The organism is Sutterella faecalis, from assembly GCF_006337085.1.
In the GTDB taxonomy this organism is placed as follows: domain Bacteria; phylum Pseudomonadota; class Gammaproteobacteria; order Burkholderiales; family Burkholderiaceae_F; genus Sutterella; species Sutterella faecalis.
In genome coordinates this window covers 1,047,844-1,069,257 of record NZ_CP040882.1, presented here as the reverse complement: position 1 = coordinate 1,069,257, position 21,414 = coordinate 1,047,844, and the positions used below count along the sequence as shown (strand labels likewise).

General features: G+C 60.3%; 20 protein-coding genes. 9 read left to right on the top strand and 11 right to left on the bottom strand.

Annotated elements, in window-relative coordinates:
- Nucleotides 1-53: 53 nt before the first annotated feature.
- From nth to FG381_RS04250, 5 genes are all read right to left on the bottom strand, one after another.
- A complete protein-coding gene (gene nth / locus FG381_RS04270) occupies nt 54-791 on the bottom strand; it encodes an endonuclease III (protein ID WP_139687698.1) in 738 nt (245 codons plus the stop codon).
- 35 nt (nt 792-826) lie between these two features.
- Nucleotides 827-1,438 carry an RnfABCDGE type electron transport complex subunit B gene (locus FG381_RS04265; RefSeq protein ID WP_139687697.1) on the bottom strand — a complete coding sequence of 204 codons (612 nt, stop codon included), beginning with the start codon at nt 1,436-1,438 and terminating at the stop codon, nt 827-829.
- A 17-nt stretch (nt 1,439-1,455) separates the two neighbouring features.
- Entirely contained in the window at nt 1,456-2,208 is a 753-nt protein-coding gene (locus FG381_RS04260; RefSeq protein ID WP_139687696.1) for a ferredoxin--NADP reductase, read from the bottom strand.
- 158 nt (nt 2,209-2,366) lie between these two features.
- Entirely contained in the window at nt 2,367-2,690 is a 324-nt protein-coding gene (gene fdxA, locus FG381_RS04255; protein WP_139687695.1) for a ferredoxin FdxA, read from the bottom strand.
- A 222-nt stretch (nt 2,691-2,912) separates the two neighbouring features.
- Nucleotides 2,913-3,926 carry an ABC transporter substrate-binding protein gene (locus FG381_RS04250; protein ID WP_139687694.1) on the bottom strand — a complete coding sequence of 338 codons (1,014 nt, stop codon included), beginning with the start codon at nt 3,924-3,926 and terminating at the stop codon, nt 2,913-2,915.
- Nucleotides 3,927-4,333: 407 nt separating this feature from the next.
- Between FG381_RS04250 and dinB the strand changes: the two genes are divergently transcribed.
- Nucleotides 4,334-5,422: a DNA polymerase IV gene (gene dinB / locus FG381_RS04245; protein ID WP_139687693.1), complete on the top strand. Its 1,089-nt coding sequence runs from the start codon at nt 4,334-4,336 to the stop codon at nt 5,420-5,422.
- Between the two features lie 13 nt (nt 5,423-5,435).
- Here the strand turns inward: dinB and FG381_RS04240 are convergent, their stop codons facing one another.
- Nucleotides 5,436-6,260 carry a BPSS1780 family membrane protein gene (locus tag FG381_RS04240; protein ID WP_139687692.1) on the bottom strand — a complete coding sequence of 275 codons (825 nt, stop codon included), beginning with the start codon at nt 6,258-6,260 and terminating at the stop codon, nt 5,436-5,438.
- A 150-nt stretch (nt 6,261-6,410) separates the two neighbouring features.
- The gene (locus FG381_RS04235; RefSeq protein WP_139687691.1) at nt 6,411-6,845 is read right to left on the bottom strand and encodes a hypothetical protein; all 435 of its coding nucleotides are present in this window, start codon (nt 6,843-6,845) and stop codon (nt 6,411-6,413) included.
- Nucleotides 6,846-7,023: 178 nt separating this feature from the next.
- On the opposite strand from FG381_RS04235, the gene polA reads away from it, so the two are divergent.
- Nucleotides 7,024-9,939, top strand: a complete 2,916-nt coding sequence (polA, locus tag FG381_RS04230) for a DNA polymerase I (protein WP_374042060.1) — start codon at nt 7,024-7,026, stop codon at nt 9,937-9,939.
- Between the two features lie 89 nt (nt 9,940-10,028).
- Here the strand turns inward: polA and FG381_RS04225 are convergent, their stop codons facing one another.
- Nucleotides 10,029-10,469: an META domain-containing protein gene (locus tag FG381_RS04225; protein ID WP_139687690.1), complete on the bottom strand. Its 441-nt coding sequence runs from the start codon at nt 10,467-10,469 to the stop codon at nt 10,029-10,031.
- A gap of 209 nt (nt 10,470-10,678) precedes the next feature.
- Nucleotides 10,679-11,911 carry a dicarboxylate/amino acid:cation symporter gene (locus tag FG381_RS04220; RefSeq protein WP_139687689.1) on the bottom strand — a complete coding sequence of 411 codons (1,233 nt, stop codon included), beginning with the start codon at nt 11,909-11,911 and terminating at the stop codon, nt 10,679-10,681.
- Nucleotides 11,912-12,423: 512 nt separating this feature from the next.
- Between FG381_RS04220 and FG381_RS04215 the strand changes: the two genes are divergently transcribed.
- The 6 genes from FG381_RS04215 (at nt 12,424) to trhA (ending at nt 18,641) form a co-directional block, all read left to right on the top strand.
- Complete coding sequence (locus FG381_RS04215) at nt 12,424-13,239, top strand: ZIP family metal transporter (protein ID WP_139687688.1); 816 nt, start codon at nt 12,424-12,426, stop codon at nt 13,237-13,239.
- 153 nt (nt 13,240-13,392) lie between these two features.
- The gene (gene xseB, locus FG381_RS04210) at nt 13,393-13,644 is read left to right on the top strand and encodes an exodeoxyribonuclease VII small subunit (RefSeq protein WP_139687687.1); all 252 of its coding nucleotides are present in this window, start codon (nt 13,393-13,395) and stop codon (nt 13,642-13,644) included.
- A gap of 30 nt (nt 13,645-13,674) precedes the next feature.
- Entirely contained in the window at nt 13,675-14,613 is a 939-nt protein-coding gene (locus FG381_RS04205; RefSeq protein ID WP_139687686.1) for a polyprenyl synthetase family protein, read from the top strand.
- Between the two features lie 107 nt (nt 14,614-14,720).
- Complete coding sequence (gene dxs, locus FG381_RS04200) at nt 14,721-16,607, top strand: 1-deoxy-D-xylulose-5-phosphate synthase (protein ID WP_139689130.1); 1,887 nt, start codon at nt 14,721-14,723, stop codon at nt 16,605-16,607.
- A gap of 143 nt (nt 16,608-16,750) precedes the next feature.
- Nucleotides 16,751-17,788, top strand: a complete 1,038-nt coding sequence (murB, locus tag FG381_RS04195) for a UDP-N-acetylmuramate dehydrogenase (protein ID WP_139687685.1) — start codon at nt 16,751-16,753, stop codon at nt 17,786-17,788.
- A 163-nt stretch (nt 17,789-17,951) separates the two neighbouring features.
- Nucleotides 17,952-18,641: a PAQR family membrane homeostasis protein TrhA gene (trhA, locus tag FG381_RS04190; protein ID WP_139687684.1), complete on the top strand. Its 690-nt coding sequence runs from the start codon at nt 17,952-17,954 to the stop codon at nt 18,639-18,641.
- A gap of 151 nt (nt 18,642-18,792) precedes the next feature.
- On the opposite strand, the gene rpsT is transcribed toward trhA, so the two are convergent.
- Nucleotides 18,793-19,065 (bottom strand): 30S ribosomal protein S20, encoded by a 273-nt coding sequence (rpsT, locus tag FG381_RS04185; RefSeq protein ID WP_139687683.1) that lies wholly within the window; start codon nt 19,063-19,065, stop codon nt 18,793-18,795.
- Between the two features lie 250 nt (nt 19,066-19,315).
- On the opposite strand from rpsT, the gene murJ reads away from it, so the two are divergent.
- Entirely contained in the window at nt 19,316-20,851 is a 1,536-nt protein-coding gene (murJ, locus tag FG381_RS04180; RefSeq protein WP_139687682.1) for a murein biosynthesis integral membrane protein MurJ, read from the top strand.
- 156 nt (nt 20,852-21,007) lie between these two features.
- Here the strand turns inward: murJ and FG381_RS04175 are convergent, their stop codons facing one another.
- A complete protein-coding gene (locus FG381_RS04175) occupies nt 21,008-21,301 on the bottom strand; it encodes a hypothetical protein (protein ID WP_139687681.1) in 294 nt (97 codons plus the stop codon).
- Between the last annotated feature and the right edge of the window lie 113 nt (nt 21,302-21,414).

Sequence of the window (21,414 nt, the reverse complement as noted above, 5' to 3'; positions counted from 1 at the left end):
AGAGATCTTCCCAAAGGACCTCTCCTTTTTTTCTGAAGGCTGCGAAGCCGTCCTCAGACTGCGGCTTTCTTTGCTCCAGCCTTCCGGCGCGCGGGCTTCTTCGGAGGCGTTCCGGGCACGAGGTCCGCAGCCTCCTCGGCGGCCGCCGCGAGCACGGCTTTCTTTTCAGGCGCATTGCAGAAATTCGCCACAGGGCACTTCGTGCACTCGGGGTTTCTAGCCTTGCAGAGGTAGCGCCCGAAGAGAAGGAGCCAGTGGTGGGCGTTGAGCCTGAATTCGTCCGGGACGATTTTGAGGAGCTTTTCCTCCACCTCTGCGGGCGTCTTTCCCGTCGCGAATCCGGTGCGGTTGCAGACGCGGAAGATGTGCGTGTCGACCGCAATCGTGGGTTCGTGGAAGGCCACGTTGAGTACGACGTTGGCGGTTTTCCGGCCAACTCCGGGGAGCGCCACAAGTTCCTTCATCGTGCGGGGGACCGCTCCGCCGTATTGATCAACGAGAATGCGGCAGGTCTCCATGATGTGGGCGGCCTTCGTGCGGTAGAGGTTGATGGTGTTCACATAGGAAATGAGGTTCTCAAGCCCGAGGGCGAGAATCTTTTCCGGGGTATTGGCGACGGGAAAGAGCTTCGCGGTAGCGAGGTTGACGCCTTTGTCGGTCGCCTGAGCGGAAAGCATGACGGCGATGAGGAGTTCAAAGGGCGTCGTGTAGTTCAATTCCGATTTGGGATCGGGGTTGAGTTCGGCAAGCGCTGCCATGAAGGCGGCGCGGTCTTTCTTTAAAACTGGCATTCCGGGGTCTTGGGGAACGATAAGTGTTTGAAGTGTCACCGGCGTCCGGCGCGCGCCATGGCGAGGATGTCCGCCATGAAGGCTTTTTTGGAGTTTTCCTTTGCGCCGGAAGCATTTCTGCGGCCTGCGAGGCGTGCGTCTTCAAGCGCCGCGCGCTTTACGCGCCGCGCCCATGTCGCTTCATGGTTTAGTTTTGCCGTTCTCGCATCCGCGTCCGTCCACTCTCGTCCGGCATCGATAAAGTCGATGCAGTCCATCGGACAGGCAGGCGCGCAGAGGCTGCAGCCCGTGCAGCGGGACTCTATGACGGCGTGGAGGTGCTTCGGAGCTCCTGCAATGGCGTCGGTCGGGCAGGCCTTCGCGCACCAGGAGCAGCCGATGCATTCGTCGGCACGGATGCTTGCGCGGGCAAAGGGGATTTCCGTGCCGTATTCGGGGTCGAGCGGGAGCTCGGGGAGCCCTGTGGCGGCGGCGAGCCGCCGGATGCCGCGCGCCCCGCCCGGGGCGCAGCGATTGATGGGCGCGAGCCCCTCGGCAATGGCCTGCGCATAGGCGGCGCACCCTTCAAATCCGCACTGACGGCATTCCGTCTGCGGGAGAAGATCGTCAATCGCCGCAGCGCTCGGACGAAGCGGAGGAAGTTGCATTCTGCACTCCTCTCCAATTACCAGAAGTTTTCGACGACGAGCTGGCCGGGCTTGCCGAAGCGCGGGGACACAATGCCGCGGGCTTTAAGCGTTGCACGGGCGTCGGCGATGAAGTCGGGGTTGCCGCAGAGCATGAGGCGGGATTTTTCGGGCGTGATTTCACGACCGGCCGCCTTTTCAAGGGCTCCTGATTTGAGAAGATCAGGGATTCGCCCCGTGAGGTCGCCCTGGCGTGCGGGATCCTCTTCGCGGGTCGTCGTGACGATGAGCTTCGGACGGCGATCGGCGGGGAGCGAAAGAACAAGCTCGCGGGCGAGCGCCGCCTCCTCAATTTTCCTCACGGATTCGACGAGCACGATGTCCTTCCATGCATCCCAGACGGTGCTCGAGCGAATGATCGACGCAAAGGGCGAAAGGCCCGACCCGGTGGCGAGAAGCCAGAGCGTATCGCCTCCTGGAATGCGGGACGGCGTGAGCGCCCCTTCGGCATCGCCGTCGAGAAGCACTTCGTCGCCCGGTTCAAGCGCGCAGATGCGGGGTGAGAGCGCACCGCCCTCAACCTCGGTAATGAAAAATTCGAGCACAGGGTTTTCGGGGGCGGAAGCAATCGAATAGCCCCGGATCACGGGATCGGCGCCCTCGGATTGAGCGGGAAGCCCAAGGCGTGCAAACTGACCGGGCTTGAAGGTGAAGCCGTCAGGACGCTCGAACTGAAGCACGTGGAGCGTGGGAGCGGCAAGACGCCGGGAAATAAGCTTGATTTTCTGCATGATGAATGCGAATTCTGAAAGGAGGCCGGCGCAGAGAGGCGCCGGGGCTCCAGGCAAAAACAGGATGCAGGGGATTCTAAAAAGAATGGCCCGCGAACGGGCGGGCCATCTTCGACGAATCGCGACAGAATTTTTCCGCCGCCGGACGCGCGGGAAGCTCAGCGCTTCAGGAAGCGGATCTTGTTCTTCACGCCGCGCCACTGATCCGCATCGTCGGGATAGGGCTTGCGGTGCGTGATGGAAGGCCATTCGCGGGCAAGCTCAGCATTGAGCTCGATGAATTCCTTCTGATCCTCAGGCACGTCCTCTTCGGCATAAATCGCCGCTTCCGGGCATTCCGGAATGCAGACGGCGCAGTCGATGCACTCATCGGGATCGATCACCAGAAAATTCGGACCTTCCCGGAAGCAGTCCACCGGGCAGACGTCCACGCAGTCGGTACGCTTGCAGCCGATGCAGGCTTCGCAGACAACATGAGGCATGGTTCTTCAATCTCCAAAAGGATGGGGTCGGAGGATCCGCCGCCGGGACGAGGGCTGATGCGCGCTTCTTTACGGGCGATCCTCTGAAATTTCGAAGGCGTGAGTCTAGCGCTTTTCAGACCGTCAAAACCTTAAGCCGGGGAGGAAAAATGCCCGTTTTGAATGAGAATCCTCCGAGGCGCCCTCGCGGTCGGGGAGGATTCCCTGGGTTGGATGATGTCGTTATTGGATCTTGTCGCTTTCTGCCAGGATCTTTTCCGGGATGGCGAGACCGATCGCCTCGGCGGTCTTCAGGTTGAGAAGGGGCTTTCTCGCGCTCTGGAACGCAATCGGCGTATCGGCGGGCTTCTTCTTTCCTTCAAGGATGTCTGCGCCGATGGAGCCCGTCATGCGGCCGAGCTCGTAGTAGTCGACCGAGATCGAGGCGAGGGAGCCCGAGCGCACGAGCGCGGAGTCGCTGGCAATGACGGGGAGCTTTGCGTCAATTGCGAGCTTTGCAACATTGGCCGCTGCGGACGCGAGCACATTGTCGGTCGGAAGCCAGAGCGCGCAGACCTTGCCTTTCATAGAGGCGATCGCCTGAGGAACGTCGTTGACGCTGCCGGCCGCCGCTTCAACCACGGTAATTCCGCGCGCCTTTGCTTCCGCGCGGAATTTCTCCACCTGGTATTCGGCATTGACTTCGCTCGGGTTGAAGATCACGCCGACGGGCTGGGTCCGGGTCTTTTCTCCGGTGAGCTCAACGAGGTGCGCGAGCTGGTCGGCAATGGGCCCCAGGTTCGATACACCCGTGACGTTGCCGCCGGGCGCCTTGTCCGACTTGACGACGCGCGCGGCCTCAAAGCTCGTCACAGCGGTCGCGACGATGGGAATCGACTTCGTCGACCGGGCCATTGCCTGGAGCGCAGGCGTTGAGGAGGCAAAGATGAGTTCGGACTTTGCCGACACGAAGCGGCTGCCGATATTGGCGAGCGTCGTCTGATCGCCCTGGGCATTCTGGCGGTCGATGCGGATCTTTTCGCCGTCCCTGAAGCCGCGGGCGGAGAGTTCGTCAATGAAGCCCCTGACGGTGGCGTCAAGCGCCTCGTGCTCCACGAGCTGGACGACGCCGACGGGAATGAGGGCTGTTTTTTCCTGGGCGGAAGTTGTTTTCTCCTCGCCGCAGCCGGCGAGAGCAAGTGCTGCGATGACGGCGGCAGCGCAGGTACTGAACGTTTTGGAAGAAAGGCGAATCATTTGAAAGGCTCCGTAGGGTATTGAGGTAATGGGTCCGGGACTTCTGCCCGATGCCTCTGCGAGCCTTCTTTCCTTTCTCCCGGGCCTGAGCGCTGGCGCCAGGCCCCTGGAAAAACAAAAGCCCGCATCAACTGCGGGCTTGGTATGGAAGGAATTTCTTGACTATTTTTAAGCGTCAGGCCTTCGATCGCACCCGCAGCAACGCGTACGGATACGAGTAGTAATAAGCCTGGGCGAACATGGCGCCTGAAGAAATCGTAGTCATGCGCTTCACTTTACCGGAGAGACGCAAGGGAGTGAGAGGGAGAGTTTCCCTTAAGCAAAATGCTTTATGCGCACGCCAATGCATAATGGATGTCTCCCGGCGCTTTTTGCTTCTCTATGGAGCTTTCCTCTCCCATTTAAACATGTCACTCGCAGATCCGGTTTTTCAGAACGACCTCACGCGGCGCATCGTCCACGTGGATATGGATGCGTTCTTTGCCTCTGTCGAGCAGCGCGACCATCCGGAGCTTCGCGGTCTTCCCATTGCTGTGGGGCACGCCGACCGAAGAGGCGTCGTCGCGACGGCAAGCTACGAGGCGAGGAAGTTCGGCGTGAGAAGCGCCATGCCGTCGAGCCGGGCGAAGATGCTCTGCCCGAAGCTGATTTTCGTTGAGAGCCGTCTGCCGCGCTATCGCGAGGTTTCCGAAGCGGTCCGCGAAATCTTCCGGCGCTATACCGATCTCGTTGAGCCGCTCTCCATTGACGAAGCGTTTCTCGACGTCACCGAAAATAAGCTCGGCATCGAATACGGCACCGAGGTGGCGCGCCGCATCAAGGCGGATATCCGGCGAGAACTCAACCTCACTGCGAGCGCCGGCGTTTCCTACAACAAGTTTCTCGCCAAAATTGCTTCCGACTGGCGCAAGCCCGACGGGCTCTTCACGATCCATCCGGACCGGGCTCAGGACTTTATCGACAGGCTTCCCGTTGAATCCTTCTGGGGCGTGGGCCCTGCCACCGCGAAGCGCCTTCATGAGATCGGGATCACGACGGGGCTGGAAATGAGGCTGAGAAGCTTCAGGTTCCTAACGGAGCGCTTCGGCGCGGCGGGCGCGCTTTTCTACAAATGCGCCCGGGGAATTGACCTGAGGCCCGTTCGGCCGACGAGGGAGCGTAAGAGCGTCGGCTGCGAGGAAACCTTTTCCGAGGATATTCCTCCGGGAGAGACGCTCAATGTCCGCCTCTCAGACATTGCCTCCCATCTCGTGCGGCGCCTCACCCGGCACGAATTCAAAGGGCGGACCCTCACGCTCAAGGTCCGCTTTGCGGACTTCACGACAAAAACCCGAAGCGTTACGGCGCTCCGGGCTTTTGAGGATGAGGCTTCTCTTCGCCGCCAGGCGGGCGAACTTCTTGCCGGGCTGGAAATACCGAAGGAAGGCGTGAGGCTTCTCGGGCTCTCGGTGAGTCAGCCCGAGCATTCCGGTCCCATGGAGGAAACGCTTTTTTAGCGCCCGGCGTCCGTCAGAAGCGGCGCGTCATTGAACCGTCGTCCTTCGTTTCGAGGTCTTCGGGCATCGAGCCGTCGGGGAGCGACCCGGAGAAGATGTCGCGGAACATCACCCAGATGCCGGCCTGGCCGATGGAGGTGAAGAAGGCGGCGATGATGGGCGCGAGGAAGGCAAAGAGCTGCGGGACGCCGAGAAGGCCGAAGATGACTTCGAGCCCCATGAAGATCAGAAAAGCGGCGGCGCCGGCCAGAAGCACCCAGACGAGTACGGGACCGATCGCGCGCAGGACGCCGAAGAAGGAATAAAAGAGGCTTTTTCCCACTCTCTGGCGGTTCTGCACGATGAGGAGCGGCGAAAAGAGCGTCATCATGAGCAGCGGCAGGTAGAGGAGGAACATCACGGCGAAGGCCGTGTAGGGGAAGTTCGACGTAATCGAGGCAAGGTCGATGCCTTCCGTCGTGATTTCCCATTTGTCGAGCTCCTCCGCGCCGAGCGTGCTGAAAATCAGCATGTCGACTTCCATCCAGACGCTCGAAATCAGGCCGAGCATCAGGAGCGGATAGCGCGAGGTCTTGTCGCGGAAGATCGCGATGAGCGTGGTATAGACGGGCACGCGGCCGGCCAAAGTATCTCTTGCGGCAAAGCCCGTGAGGACCGACGCATAGGGCATCCAGAGGCTAGCGAGCAGCGTCCCGATGAAGGGGATGCCCGTGAGCATCCCGCTCACGAGGAGCGAAAAGATGACGATGGCCGGGTAGGAAAGCGGCTGGAGCCGGACGGCGCGGCAGGATTCCCTGAACCAGGAGAGACCGAGCGAGAGCGGAAGTGCTTGAGACATGAAAGGAAAGCGTGGGTTTCGAAAACGGATGCGTGAGGAATTGGGCCTTTGAGGCAGCGGCCTCTCAATTTCCGATAGAAGAGGGCGCCGGCCCCGCAAAGGAGCTGGCGCCCGTCTTCCCTCAAAGAAGCCTCTTCGGAGGCTTTATCGTTACCAGCCGAACTCGATCAGTTTCGGCGTTCCGAGCGTGCCGCTCGGGTTCTTGCCGGGCGTCGTATCGATCGGCCGGTCAGCTTGGTTTTCGATCCGGTAGGGGATCTTGGTGCTGCCCGGGGTAACGACGTACTCGGTCACGTGGTTGTTCGGATCGCGCACGGCTTCGATTTTGGTGCGCTTGTCGTTGTTGCGCGGTGCTCTGTCGCCGCGCTCGCGTGCTTCGCGCGCACGCTCCATGTCTTCTTCCGTGGGCGCGATCGACATGCCGGCGTCGGGCGCCTTGGGTTCAAGGCGACGGGCAGGCTGAGGGGCGGTCTCTCCCTGAGCAGCAACATCCCCCGCATAGGGCGGAGGCGCATCAAGGGGGGCGGCCTGAGTGCTCATCGCAAAGGCGAGGCCGAGGGCGGCGGAAAGAAGAATTTTTTTCATAAGCCTTTAAACCAATGCCGGCCGGAAGAAACGGCGTTTTGCTTCCGTCCGCATGAGAAGCACTTCAGGGCTTTTTCTCAAAAAAAAGCATTCGGGCTTCCATATTCAAATTGTGCCACGCGGCGGCCGATCGTGGCGCTTGCAGAAGCAAAGCATTTCGTGTGCGGATATTGCCTGAATGAAGCAAAGCCGCGTGAGAAGCGGGATGTCGGGAGAAAGGAAGGCGGGCACGCTCGCGCTTCCTCGCGTATGCTTCTTCCTCAACAAAGGATCCGCGAGATTTTCCCGGGTGAATGTGATGCCTAAGCTTCTTCTTATTGACGGTTCAAATTATCTTTTCCGCGCCTACCACGCCCTTCCGCCCCTCACGACGTCGACGGGCGAGCCCACCGGAGCGATCAAGGGCTTCCTCGGAATGCTCTCGCGCGTTCATTCGCTCGCGAAGCCCGATATGGCGGCGGTCATTTTCGATGCGCCGGGAAAGACCTTCCGTCATGAGATGTATCCCGAGTACAAGGCCAATCGCCCGCCCATGCCCGACGATCTCCGCGTGCAGATCGAGCCCCTTGAAAAAGTAGTGGCGGCGCTCGGCTGGAAGGTGCTCATTGTCCCCGGAATCGAGGCCGACGACGTCATCGGGTCGCTCTCCAGAATGGCGAAGCGCGAGGGCGTCAAGTCGGTTGTCGCTACCGGCGACAAGGATCTTTCGCAGCTCGTCGACGACGATGTCGTGATTCTCAATACGATGAACACGAAGTTCTATGACCGCGCCGGCGTGATTGAAAAGTACGGCGTGCCGCCCGAACGCATGATCGACTACCTTGCGCTGATGGGCGACAAGGTCGACAACGTCCCCGGGATCAAGGGGTGCGGTCCGAAGACGGCGGCCAAGTGGGTTGCGGAATTCGGCGGCATCAATGAAATCAGGGCCGCGGCTCCCGCCATGAAGGGAAAGATCGGCGAAAACCTGCGTGCGGGGCTTCCCTTCCTCGATGAGGCGGTGGCGCTCGTTACGGTGAAGTGCGACGCGGACATCCCGGGCGTGAGTTCGCTCGCTGATCTTGCCTTCGGGCCGAGCGACGCCGATGCGCTCAACCAATTTTCCGAACGCTGGGAGATTTCGAGAACAACGCTCGCCCGGGCAGAAGCCCTGCGCGATGGCGCTCCCGGAGCGCAGTCCGCAGCAATGCCCGCGCAGGCCGGCGGCGCGCCGAAGGCCGTGCCTGCGGCAAAGCCCCGCGTTCCGGCTGAGGAACGTCCGGAACTTCCGACGGAGGGAGAACCCTTCCCTGAGGACTATCAGAATCCGGACGCCATCCCCTTCACGGAAGTGACGGACTCCGATCAGCTCGATCAGCTCGTGGCGGCGCTTCAAACGCCGCGGACGGAACCCGTTGCGGTGGCGCTTCTTTACGACGGCGCGCCGCGTCATGCGGACTTCGGGGGCTTCGGCATTGCGGTGAGCCCCAAGGAAGTCTATGTCGCTCAGTCCTCGATCGGACTCTCGATCGACAAAATTGCGGCGGCGCTCAAGCCCTGGTTCGAATCCAGTGCGCCGAAAATTTTCCATGACGGCAAATCTGCGCTTCATGCGCTCGCAGCGCAGGAAATTTTCGCTGCAGGGACGGTCGACGACGTGCGTCTGATGGATTACACGCTCGAAGCCCATCTCTCCCACGATCTCGAAAAAATTGCGCGCCGCTTGCTGAGAAGAAAGCTTCCCACCCGGGACGAGGTCCTCGGGAAGGGCGCGAAGCGCCGGCACTGGCGCGAGGTCGAACCCGAAGCCTCGGCGCTTCTCCTCTCGGAAGAGGCGGCCGCCATCCGCGCGGCGGGTTCGGTTCTGCGCGCGCGCCTTGATGCGGATCCCAGGCTCGCCAGCATCTATGACGCCATCGAGCGCCCGCTCCTCCCGGTTCTCTACCGGATGGAAGCGGTCGGCATCACGCTTGACGCAAAGCTTTTGAGAAACGAATCCGCCGAGCTTGGGGTGGAAATCGAGAAGCTCGCCCAAGCTGCGGAAAATGCAGCGGGCCGGCCCTTCAATCTGGCTAGTCCCAAGCAGCTCGCCGAAATTCTGTTTGTCGAGCAGAAGATCCCCGTCATCAAGAAGACGGCTTCAGGGTCGCCTTCGACCGACGAAGAGGTGCTGAGCGAGCTTGCGCTCGACTATCCGCTCCCCAAAATCATTCTCGAGCACAGAAGGCTCACGAAATTAAAGAGCACGTATCTCGACAAGCTCCCGCTCATGATCGATCGCGACGGGCGCGTGCACACGACGTTCGGTCAGGCGGTGGCCGTCACGGGGCGTCTTGCGAGTTCGGATCCGAATCTGCAGAACATTCCGGCGAGAACGCCCGAGGGCCGGAGAATTCGCGACGCTTTTGTCGCGCAGGACGGGTGGACGATCGTCGACGCCGACTATTCTCAGGTGGAGCTTCGCATCATGGCGCATCTCTCGCAGGATGAGGGACTGCTCTCGGCCTTCGCGCGCGGGGAGGACGTGCACCGTTCAACCGCGTCGGAGGTGTTCGGGGTGCCGCTCGACCGGGTGACGCCCGACGAGCGCCGCATGGCGAAGGTGATCAACTTCGGCCTCATCTACGGCATGAGCGCCTTCGGGCTTGCGCAGCAGCTCGGGCTGGACCGGAAGGTCGCGGCGGCCTACGTCGAGCGCTACTTCCAGCGCTTCCCCGGCGTGCGCCGATATATGGATGAAACGCGCGCCCGGGCAGCCGAGGACGGATACGTTGAGACCGTATTCGGCCGCAGACTCTGGATCCCCGACATCCGTTCGAGCCGCCCGATGGTTCGGGCCGGTGCCGAGCGCGCCGCCATCAATGCGCCGATGCAGGGAACGGCCGCCGACATCATCAAGCGCGCCATGATCTCAGTGGAAAACTGGATCCGCGACGAGAAGCTCAAGGCCCTGCTCCTTCTTCAGGTTCATGACGAACTCGTGCTTGAAGTGCCTGAAGACGAAGTGGAGCTCGTCAAAACGAAGCTCCCGGAACTCATGGCGGGAGCGGCTTCCCTTTTGGTGCCCCTCATTGCCGAGGTCGGCACGGGCCGCACCTGGGGCGAATCGCACTGATCCTCGATCCGACGCTCGCATAAAGAAAAGCCCGGCGTTCAGAAGGAACGGACCGGGCTTTTCTCTCGGAAGAAATATTCAATCCGGCATCAATCGCACTTGCCCGCGCGTTCGGGGACGAGCGTGACGATCTTTTTGCCGTTGCTGTCCCAGAGGTCGATGCCGTCGCCCGCTTCCGTAACGTAGCGGACCTGACGGAGGAACCCGAGGAATTCATCCTCGACCTTCATGAACTGAGGGGCGCAGAGCTTCATCGTGGTTGCAACCTCGCCGAGGTCGAGGCTCGTTCCGTCCTGCTTATATTGCCCGAGGAGCCGGTTGCAGCCGGCAAGTCCAGAGATGCGGCCTTCCTCGCTGAAGGAAATCGTGGGCGGAAGTTCGCAATCCTCGCTCACGCCCCCCGTCCACATGAAGGATTTGCCGGCGAGCTCGGGGGCTTTCCCCTGAGGACCGGCATTGCCGCCGGTGGAGGCGCAGCCGGCGGCAAGAACTGCGCAGAAAAGAGCGGGAAGTAAAGGCTTGAAGCTCATTGGTCATCTCCTGATTATGTTTTCGCGATGACTGCAGACAGTGTGAAAGCCACAGGCAGTCGTTCAATTTGCCGTGGATGCTACCCGACTCTCATCGATGGCGCTTTGCACCGTAAAAAACAGAAATGATTTTCTTCACCCGCGGCGCTCAAAAAGAAAGGCTCCGTTTCCGGAGCCTTTGGGGAGTGAATCCTTAAGTGGAAGCGAAATCAGGCTTCGCCTTCCTGATAGGGTTCGCTGTTGAGGTCGCCCTCGAGGTTTGTGACGACGATGGCGGAGGCAACGTCGCCCACCACATTGATCGACGTACGGATCATGTCGAGGATACGGTCGATGCCGGCGATGAGGGCCACGGCTTCAAGCGGAATGCCCACCTGCGTGAAGACTACGGTCGTCATGATGAGGCCGGCGCCCGGAACGCCCGCGGTGCCGATGGCGGCGAGAACGCCCATCAGAACGACGGTAAGCTGGTCGGAGATCGAGAGGTGAATGCCAAAGACTTCAGCCGCAAAGATTGCGCAGACGCCCATGTAGACCGCGGTGCCGTTCATGTTGACGGTGTTGCCTAGCGGGATCGAGAAGGAAGCGATCGACTTCGTGGCGCCGAGGCGCCGTGCGGCCTTGAGGTTGGCAGGAAGCGCAGCTGCGGACGAGCAGGTCGTGAAGGCGACGAGCCAGGGTTCGAAGATGCCCTTCAGGAACTTCGCGGGACCGGTCTTGCCGAGGAACATCACCATCGGGATGAGGATCAGGAAGACGAGCACAACCGTTGCAATGAAGGACGTGAGGATGAGGGAGAAGAGCGGGAGGAGCACCGAAAGGCCGTGCTTCGCGACCGTGAAGGCAATGAGGCCGAAGACGCCGATCGGAGCGTACATCATGACGTAGCCCGTCACGCGGATCATCACGTCGCCCACGATTTCAAAGAAGTGAAGCACGGGCTTGCCGCGTTCGCCGAGCGCCGCGAGGCCGAAGCCGAAAATCACCGCAAAGAAGATGATCTGGAGCATCGAGCCCTTGGCCATCGCTTCCATCGGGTTGATCGGCACGATGTTGAGGAGCGTTTCGGAGAGGCTCGGCGCCTTCACGGCCTTGGCGACGAGACCGTCGGTCGAGAGGTCAAGCCCGAGGCCCGGCTGGATGAGATTGGCAAAGAGCAGGCCGATTGCCACGGCAATGGCGGTCGTGATGGCGTAGACCACGAGCACCTTGCCGGCTACGCGGCCGAGCTTGGAAGTGTCGGAAATGCCGGCAGCGCCCGCGATGATCGTTGCGACGACGAGCGGTACCACCACCATGCGGATGAGGCGGATGAAGAGCGTGCCCAGGGGCTGCAGATAGGTCTGAGCAAACTGCGAGTCAACGATCGCGCCGACTATGACGCCGAGCGCGAGGCCGATCATCATCTGCCACGCGAGTGAAATCCTGCATTTGGATGCCATGATTTATGTCTCCTGCACCGGAATACGGCGCATTTTCTTTTTGAGTCAGAGAACCGAGAGCCGGACGGGAAGCGTCTGATCGATTTGATGCAGATCAGAAAACGACCGGCCCTGAACACTCCGGCTTGATTTGATTATAGGAAGGTGTTTTCGCGAAAAATCACTGAGTTGTCTTACGTATTTCTGCGTATTGCGTTCTGTTGCAGAATGTATTTCCAAATCAATTCCATGTATTTCAAGGGGACTTTTGAAGCGCGCTTTCCGGCTTAAAAATGCTTTTCTTTGTTCGAAAGCAAAAGGCAGGTAATTAAATCGGCGAAGAAAGTCCGCTCGCCCGGGGAAATATCCTCTACGAGTAGGAAAAAGAAGCAGCAGGAAGGGAAGAATCAGGGCATTTGCGGCTTTGACCCTTTAGAGAATTCCTGGAGTTCGATAAATAGGGATTGTCCCTTACGTTTTTTCCACAAGGCGTAAAATGCCTCTATTGTTATTTTTCGATTTTTTCGGACACCATGAGCCTTCTACTTTGCCTTGAGGTGTTCCTCGCCAATTTCATCACCCGGGGAGCCGCTATTCTCTGCGCCTTCTGGCTGGTGACGCGTCCTTTCGCGCGCTTCGGAGACGTGATGCTTGCCGCGGCGAGCGGATTTCTCCTCACCATGTCCTTTACGCATCTGCTTCCGGAAGCATTTGAAGTTGAAGGAGCGGACCCGCATGCGCTCGGAATGGCGATGCTCGCGGTCGTTCTCCTCTTCATCATTTCCGGATGTCTTCTTGGCGGCGGTCATGCGCATGAAGCGCAAAAGGGTGAGACGAAGAGCCTTCCGGCGCTTTTTGCGGCGGCGTCGCTCCACAGCTTTGTTGACGGCATTCTGATTGTAACCACATTCCTTGTGAGCGAATCGGCCGGGTGGCTTGCGGCTCTCGCGGTACTCATGCATGAACTCCCTCAGCAGGCGGGATTCATGGTGATTCTGAAGAATGCGGGAAAGTCTTCCCGATCGGCGCTTCTTTTCTGCTCCGGCATTGCGCTCTCTGCGGTGGTTGGAGGCTTTGCAGGGCTCGCTGCGATCGGAAGCTTTGAAGGGCTTCTTCCCTATGCGCTCGCGATGTCGTCCGCTTCCTTCGTCTACATCACCCTCTTTGCGCTTCTGCCAGAGGTCTTTGAAGGGGCTGAAGAGAAGCGCGCCCGCTTCAAAAGCCTTCTTGCCGTGCTCGCAGGCTGCGCGCTCTCGCTACTTCTCCTTGGCGCCGCGCATGAGCATGATCACGATCATGCCTCAATAGAAGGCTTTCATGCGCCGCATGAGGATGTCCGCCTCAAATGAACGGCTCGCGTCTTTCCACGAAAAGGACGCCCGGGGCCTTCCATAAAGGAAGACTTCAGTCTCCTGCCGCTACAATCACGGGCAGGCCGCAGGAAGGCGGGAAAGTCTTCCCGGCCTCCCGAAACATTCTTTCTTCCATCAGCCGAGGGATACATGACCGAAGCAGTCCAAAAGCCGGCAAGGCCGCCGGAAGAGCTTTCCTTTGAGGAAGCGCTCGCCGAGCTCGAAGCACTGACGGCGCAGATGGCATCCGGAACCGTGACGCTCGAAGAGAGCGTGAAGGGTTATGAAAGGGGCGCGAAGCTCCTCCTTCGCTGCCGCTCGGAGCTCGCGCGCGCCCGCGAGGCGATTGAACGCATCCGCGCCGAAAATCCCGGTGCGGCCGACGGCGACACGCCTTTCTGATGACAGACCTCAAGTGAACGGAGACTAGACATGACGGCTCGAGAGGAGCAGGAATCCGCAATCGGCTTTGAAGCCTGGTCGCACGAGCGGGCGAGACATTTCGAATGGGCGGCGGAATCGATGATGCCGCGCCCCGGGGCAGGTCCGAAGCGGCTGATCGGCGCCATGCGCTACGCCGTCCTCGGGGGCGGGAAGCGCATCCGGCCGCTCCTTTGCTACGCCGCGGGCGTCATCTCCGGTGCGGATGAAGCCGTTCTGGACCGTGCGGCGCTCGCGCTGGAAATGATCCACAGCTACAGCCTCGTGCACGACGACATGCCGTCGATGGACAACGATACGCTTCGCCGCGGGCGGCCTACCTGCCACGTCCAGTACGGTGAAGCGCTCGCGATGCTTGCGGGCGACGCGCTCCAGGCGGAAGCCTTCACCGTCATTTCCGCGCCCCAGGTTCCGGCTGAAACTGCCGCGCGCCTCACGCAGACGCTTGCGCGCGCCGCAGGCGTCTGGGGCATGTGCGGCGGTCAGGCCCTAGATCTCGCCATGGTGGGCGAACATCCGGGCGAAGCCGAACTGCTTCGCATGCAGGCCATGAAGACGGGCGCGATGATTCTCGCCTCCGTTCTGATGGGCGCACAGGCGGGATGCTGGGAAAAGCTCGGCGACGGCGCAAAGGCGGGGCTCGTTCAATACGCGCAGTCGCTCGGCGTTGCCTTCCAGGTGGTCGATGACATTCTCGACTGCACGCAGGACACGAAAACGCTCGGGAAGACGGCCGGCAAGGACGAAAAGGACGATAAGCCCACGTGGGTGTCGCTCCTCGGACTTGAGGGCGCCCGGGAGCGTGCGGAGAATCTCGAAAGAGAGGCGCTTCAGGCGCTTCAGCTCGTTGAAGCCGATCGTGAAGTTCCTGAGGCAGGTGCGCAGCGACTCAGGGAAATCGCGCTCTACGTCGTGAGACGCACCCATTGAATCTCAAAAACCGCCAAAATATCGTATTTGCACCTCAGGCCACAAGCATGTTTTCAGGCACCCCGCATAAAGCCTCATCTTCGGGAGATATCGACTACGGCGCTCCCATGGACTATCCGCTTCTTGACGAGGTGACGGGCGTGGAGGCGCTCAGAAAACTTCCTGTGGAGGAGCTTCCCGAGCTCGCCCGGGAGCTGAGGCACTTCATGGTGCGCTCCGTCGCGAAGACGGGGGGACATCTTTCGAGTTCGCTCGGCGCCGTGGAGCTCGCGATTGCGCTTCATTACGTCTTCAATACCCCTTACGACCGCATCGTCTGGGATGTGGGCCATCAGGCGTATGCGCATAAGATCCTGACGGGGCGCAGAGAGGGCATGGCGAAGCTGAGGATGCTGAACGGCCTCTCCGGGTTCCCGAAGCGCTCCGAGTCGCCCTTCGACGCCTTCGGCACCGCTCACAGCTCCACTTCGATTTCAGCCGCACTCGGCATGGCAGTCGCGGCGCACCTTGAAGGCGAAGACGACCGCTGGGCCATCGCCGTGATCGGCGACGGCGCGCTCACCGGCGGCATGGCGATTGAGGCCCTGAACGACGCGGGCGTCTGGAAGAAGGGCCTGAGGCTTCTCGTCATCGTGAACGACAACGACTGCTCGATTTCTCCCCCTGCCGGGGCGCTCTCGAAACACCTCGCGAAAATCGTCTCGACGCGGGCCTTCAACAGCGCGCGCGAAATGAGCAAGCGCATGATGAAGCCGATTCCGCGTCTCTGGGAGGTCGCAAAGCTCGCCGAACGCCAGACGATCGGGTTCCTCAGCCCCCAGTCGGCGCTCTTTTCGGCTTTCGACATCAATTACTACGGGCCCGTTGACGGACATGACGTCGAGAGCCTCGTGAGCGTTTTGAAGAATCTCCGCGAAATGGACCGGCCGCTCGTGCTCCATGTCGCGACGATGAAGGGAAAGGGCTACGCGCCGGCGGAAGCTGATCCCACGCTCTACCACGGCGTCTCGCCCTTTGATCCTGCGAAGGGGATCGTCAAGTCGAACGCTCCCTCGAAGCCCACCTATACGCAGGTCTTCAGCCGCTGGATCTGCGACATGGCGGCGCACGACAAGCGCCTTTACGCCATTACGCCCGCCATGCGGGAAGGCTCGGGCCTCGTGGAATTTAACCGCCTTTATCCGGACCGCTACCGCGACGTGGCGATCGCCGAGCAGCATTCAGTGACCTATGCAGCGGGTCTTGCCTGCGGCGGCATGAAGCCTGTGCTGGCCATCTATTCGACGTTCCTTCAGCGCGGCCTTGATCAGCTCATTCACGACGTGGCGCTGCAGAACCTCCCCGTCATGCTCGCGATTGACCGCGGCGGCATCGTAGGTGCTGACGGTGCGACCCATCAGGGGGTCTTCGACATCGTCGAATTGAGAAGCGTCCCCAACATGACGGTGATGACGCCTTCGGATGAGCGCGAGACGAGGTTGATGCTCAATACCGCGTACTTCATGGATGCGCCCGCATCGGTGCGTTATCCGCGCGGCAAAGGCCCGGGCGTCGAAGCAGGGACGGATTTTGAGACCATTCCCATCGGCGTTTCGAAGACACTGCGGAAGGGCTCGAAGGTCGCGTTCCTCGGTTTCGGCGCCATGACGGGCGTTCTGAAGCCCGTGGCGGAAGCGCTCGACGGGACCCTGATCGATATGCGGTTTGTGAAGCCCATCGACCGCGACGCCATTCTGGAAGCCGCCCGCACGCATGAGCTCATCGTGACTGCTGAGGAAGGCGCCCTCATGGGCGGAGCGGGCGACGCCGTGATGGAGGTGCTTGCAGACGCTGGAGTCGTCCTCCCCGTCATGCGGTTCGGCATCCCCGATGAATTCATCGAGCAGGGCACGCAGAAGGAAATCTACGAACTGCTCGGACTCACCCCGCAGGCGATTGAAGCCCGGGTGCGCGAACGCTTGGCGTCGCTCGATAGCGAAGCGGCCGAAGCCTGATTGCCTCTTCTCTCCAAAGTCTTTCGCCCGGAAGTTCTCCATCGAGTGCTCCCGGGCGAAATGTTTTAATGCGTCTGAATGCCTTCCTATAATCTTCTGGATCCTACCCGGGAAATGCCGGGATCTACGTTGTGAGGTTAGACATGATAAAAATTGAAGAAAATTATTCACTGAACGACCGCACAACCTTTGGGGTCCGGGCAACCGCTGAAGCCTGGACCGAGGCCCAAACGACGGGCGAACTCATGGAAGCCGTGAAGACGGCAAAAGAGCGCGGCTGGCCTCTTCATATCTTGGGAGGCGGCTCGAACGTGATTCTGATGAGCCGCGTTCCCGGACTGGTTCTTCATCCGGTTTTTCACGGCATTCGAAAGGAAGATGAAAAGGACGGCAGCACGCTCGTCATCGCAGGCGCCTCTGAAGCGCTTGACAAGCTCGTGCGCACCTCGATCGAATGGGGTCTCGGCGGGCTCGAAAATCTCGCGGCCATCCCCGGCACGGTTGCGGGCGCCGTTGTGCAGAATGCGGGCGCCTACGGACTTGAAATCGCCGAGCGCCTTGCCTGGTGCCGCGCTTTGAATACGGAGACGGGAGAAGAAAGGGTCTTCACGACCGAAGACTGCGACTTCGGCTACCGCTCGAGCTTCTTTAAATCGGATGCAGGAAAGCCCTTCATTATTCTCGAGGCTGCTTTCCGCCTGCCTGTCCGCTGGACTCCGGTGATTGCCTATAAGGAGCTTGCGCTTGCGTTTGAAGGAATGCCCTCCGACGCTGTTGCGCCCGCAGCGGTAGAGGCAAAGGTGCGCGAAATTCGCGCTGCGAAGCTCCCTGACCCCAGGGAAACCGGCAGCGCCGGGTCCTTCTTCAAGAATCCGGTCGTTACGAAGCTGAAGGCCCGGGAGCTCATTACCCTTCATCCATCGCTCGTCACCTATCCGCTCGCCGGGGGGCGCGCGAAGCTCGCCGCGGGCTGGCTCATCGACGCAGCGGGACTCAAGGGCTATGCGGAAGAGAAGGTCGGCATCTGGCCGAGGCACGCCCTCATTCTCGTCAACCGCGGCGGCGCTACGGGCGAAGACGTGCTTCGCTTCGCGCATGAGGTGAGAGACCGTGTTGAGCGCCGCTTCGGCGTTGAACTCGAACCCGAACCCGTCATCATGGGCGGCAGCTGGGACGATTGAGTCTCTGAAGCGTTTGTTTACGCTTTTTGCTTTTTCTTCGGGTTTCCACTTAATCCTTATCCCGTTCAGAGGCTAATCTCTCCGGGAGAATTCCACTGTGAGCTGCGGGGAGGTTTTCCCCGCAGCAGCAAACAGTTCATCGGTGCGAGAAGAGGCTTAAGTTATGGGAAATTCTGAGAAGTCGGCGCTCAATGCGCTCGGCGGCTATAGCGTTCGGGAGGAGATTGCCAATGCGATGACGCACGGCATAGCCGTGCTTCTCTCGATTGCCGCACTCGTGCTTCTCATTGTCTTCTCGGTGAGAGAAGGGGCGGGGGCTCTTGCAATTGTGAGCTCGGTGATTTTCGGCTCCTCGATGATCATCCTCTATACGGTATCGACCCTCTACCACGCGATTCCGAATCTTCGGGCCAAGCGCGTTCTCCAGATTCTCGACCATAGTGCAATCTACATTCTGATTGCCGGATCCTATACGCCCTTCTGCCTCATCACGCTCGGCAATACCACGGGGATCGTGCTTTGCTCCATCGTCTGGACCATCGCGCTCCTCGGGGCCCTTCTTCAGCCCATACTTCTCAAAGCCGCCGACTGGCTCAACTGCGTCCTTTATCTCGGTCTCGGCTGGTGCATCGTTTTCGTAATGAAGCCTTTGATTGAAGCGCTGCCTTCGGGCGGGCTCTGGCTTCTTGCGGCTGGCGGCGTCACGTATTCGCTCGGCGTCGTCTTTTACCTGTGGGAGCGCCTGCCGTACAACCACGCGATCTGGCACGTCTTCGTGCTTGCAGGCACGACGCTGCAGTTTCTGGCCGTGCTCCTTTACGTGATTCCCGATGCGCCCGGCATTGCCGCCTGACGAACGGGAAGACTCAACAACTGCTGTTGGACGAAAGAAATTTTCAGACAAACGAAAAGCCCGGGCATTTCTGACCGGGCTTTCGGATCGACGCCTGTGTCGCTGCCTGAGGGAACAGCGCTTTCAGGAGTGCAGTATTGCCTGACCTAAATTAGGCGGCGGCAGCCATCGCCTTGATTTCGGCGGAGAGGCGGCTCTTATGGCGGGCAGCAGCGTTGCCGTGGAGCACGTGCTTGCGGGCCATCTTGTCGATCACGGATTCAGCAGCCTTGAAGGCTTCGAGGGCAGCAGCCTTGTCGCCGGCAGCGACGAGCTTGCGCACCTTCTTGATGGCGGTGCGGTACTGGCTGCGCTGGGCGGCGAGATGCAGATTACGCGCAACGGTCTGACGGGCGCGCTTGCGAGCTTGCTTGGTATTGGCCATTTTTCTGTGGTTTCCTAAAAATCAGTCGACGATCTGGTGTACGTACGAGGGCCGTGTTTTCGGCCTTCAGAAAGTGCGTTTTCCGAGGAAGAAGACGGAATTTCTGTTACGAAAAGCCATCAATCCTGTTGGGTGACCTCGAAAAGTCCTAGACTATACCACCTTTTCGGGCGGCGCACAGCCTGTTTCCGTCCGAAATCTTTTGCCTGCCGCATGGGAAGATGCACTTCCCGCCAAAAAGACGATCCGCATGTCGCTCATCAAATCAGCCGCCACCATTTCAGGACTAACGCTTCTTTCGCGCATCACCGGCGTTGTGCGCGACATGCTCATTGCGCGCTATTTCGGCGCGACGGCGGAAACCGACGCCTTTTATGTGGCCTTCAGGCTTCCCAATATGCTGCGGCGCCTTTTTGCGGAAGGGGCCTTCCAGCAGGCATTCGTGCCGATGCTCTCCGAGGTGAGGGAAAAGGAGCCCGAGGAAGGCGAAAAGCGCTTCATCGACAATGTCTTTACGGTGCTCGCGCTTGCCGTCTTCATCGTGAGCGTCCTCGGCGTCATCGCGGCGCCGCTTCTCGTCTGGGCCATTGCGGGCGGCATGAGCGAAAATCCGGAAGCCTTTACGCTTGCGACCGGGCTCACGCGCTTCATGTTCCCGTACATCGCCTTCATGAGTCTCGTGGCTCTGGCTGCGGCGGTTCTTAATACCCGGAAGAAGTTTGCGCTGCCTGCGGCAACGCCGATTCTCCTCAATATTTCCTTCATTCTTGCAACCGTTTTTCTCGCCGATCGCTTTGCCGAACCCGTCTGGGCGCTTGCCGTCGCCGTGATCGGCGGGGGCGTGCTGCAGCTCGGCGCTCAGGTCTGGGGGCTTTCAAGAATCGGCGTTCGGGTGCGGCCGAGGAGCGTGAGGAATGCGCTTCACGACGAAAATGTTCGGCGCGTTCTCACGCTGATGGCACCGGCGCTCTTCGGAGTAGGGGTCGCTCAGCTCTCCATCCTCATCAACACCAACATTGCTTCACACCTGGGGCATGGCGCCGTGACGTGGCTCAACTACGCCGACCGCCTCATGGAATTTCCAACGGCGCTTCTCGGCGTCGCGCTCGGCACCGTGCTTCTCCCGGGGCTTTCGGCCGCGCATGCGAGAGGCGACGATGCGCGCTACAACGCGCTTCTCGATCATGGACTGAGGCTTGTTGCGCTCGTCGGCATCCCCGCGAGCATCGGCCTCTGGCTGACGGCGGATGCGCTCGTGAGCTTTCTCTTTCAGGGAAAGAGCTTTACGCCCGAAGATGTGAGTCAGACCGCGATTGCGGTCGTGGGTTATGCGGTTGGATTGATCGGCCTCATCGGCCTCAAGATCATTGCGCCCGCCTTTTATGCGCGAAAGGACATCCGCACGCCCGTGAAGGCAGCCTTCATGTCGCTTGTTGTCGTGCAGCTCATCAACTGCGTCTCCGTGCCTTTTCTTTCTCATGCGGGGCTTGCGCTTTCCGTGGGCTTGGGGAGCGTCGTGAATGCCGGAACGCTTCTCGTCATTCTGAGAAAGCGCGGAATTTATTCGCCCTGCGCGGGGTGGTTCAAGGCCATTCTGAGAATCGCCCTGGCCTCGCTTCTGATGGGGGGCGCCGTCTGGTGGGTTCAGAGGGGCGTCGACTGGACGGCGCTTCGCTGGACCTATCGCGCCGCGGGCGTTCTAGGCCTTGTGGCGGGAGCTGCGGTTCTCTATTTCGGAGCGCTTTATGCGCTCGGCTGGCGGGTGAGGGACATCCGGCCCGCGTGATGCAGCGCTGCAGGCGGGATGCCTGCGCCCGGCTGAGGTGAATGAAAAAGGCGCTGACGGGGAATTGCAGCGCCTTTTGAACATGACGCCCGGGATCTTTAGGAGCGTGCAGTCAACGCACTCCGAAAAGCAGCCGGGAATCGTTCCGGATGCGGGTCAATTCGATTCCTCAACCTCTTCGTCGAGTTCGGCCATGGTGGCAAAGGGCATTTCCGAAGGCCATGCGATGAGTTCGTCCTCGGTGAGCACATTAAGGGCTTCCGGCCCGAGGTGCGCAGAGTTGACGGCATAGTTGAGCTTCGCGTAGACCGACACAAGGTCGCGGCGAAGAATTTCCGAGGCGGTTTCCTCGTCCATGTTTTCATCGAGCTTCCCGAGCGCATCCTGAAGGGTATCGGCGGCATCGAGCAGCGTGGCGTGGAGCCACTCCGGATTGAGGTCTTCGGACATGTCTGAAATCTCCTTGAGTCAGTTGAAATGACGGGAATCACATCGGAAACAATTGTAGGAGCTCCGGCCGGGAGCGGGAATGGGGAGCCCGCGCGTCCAACACGGGTTTTGCC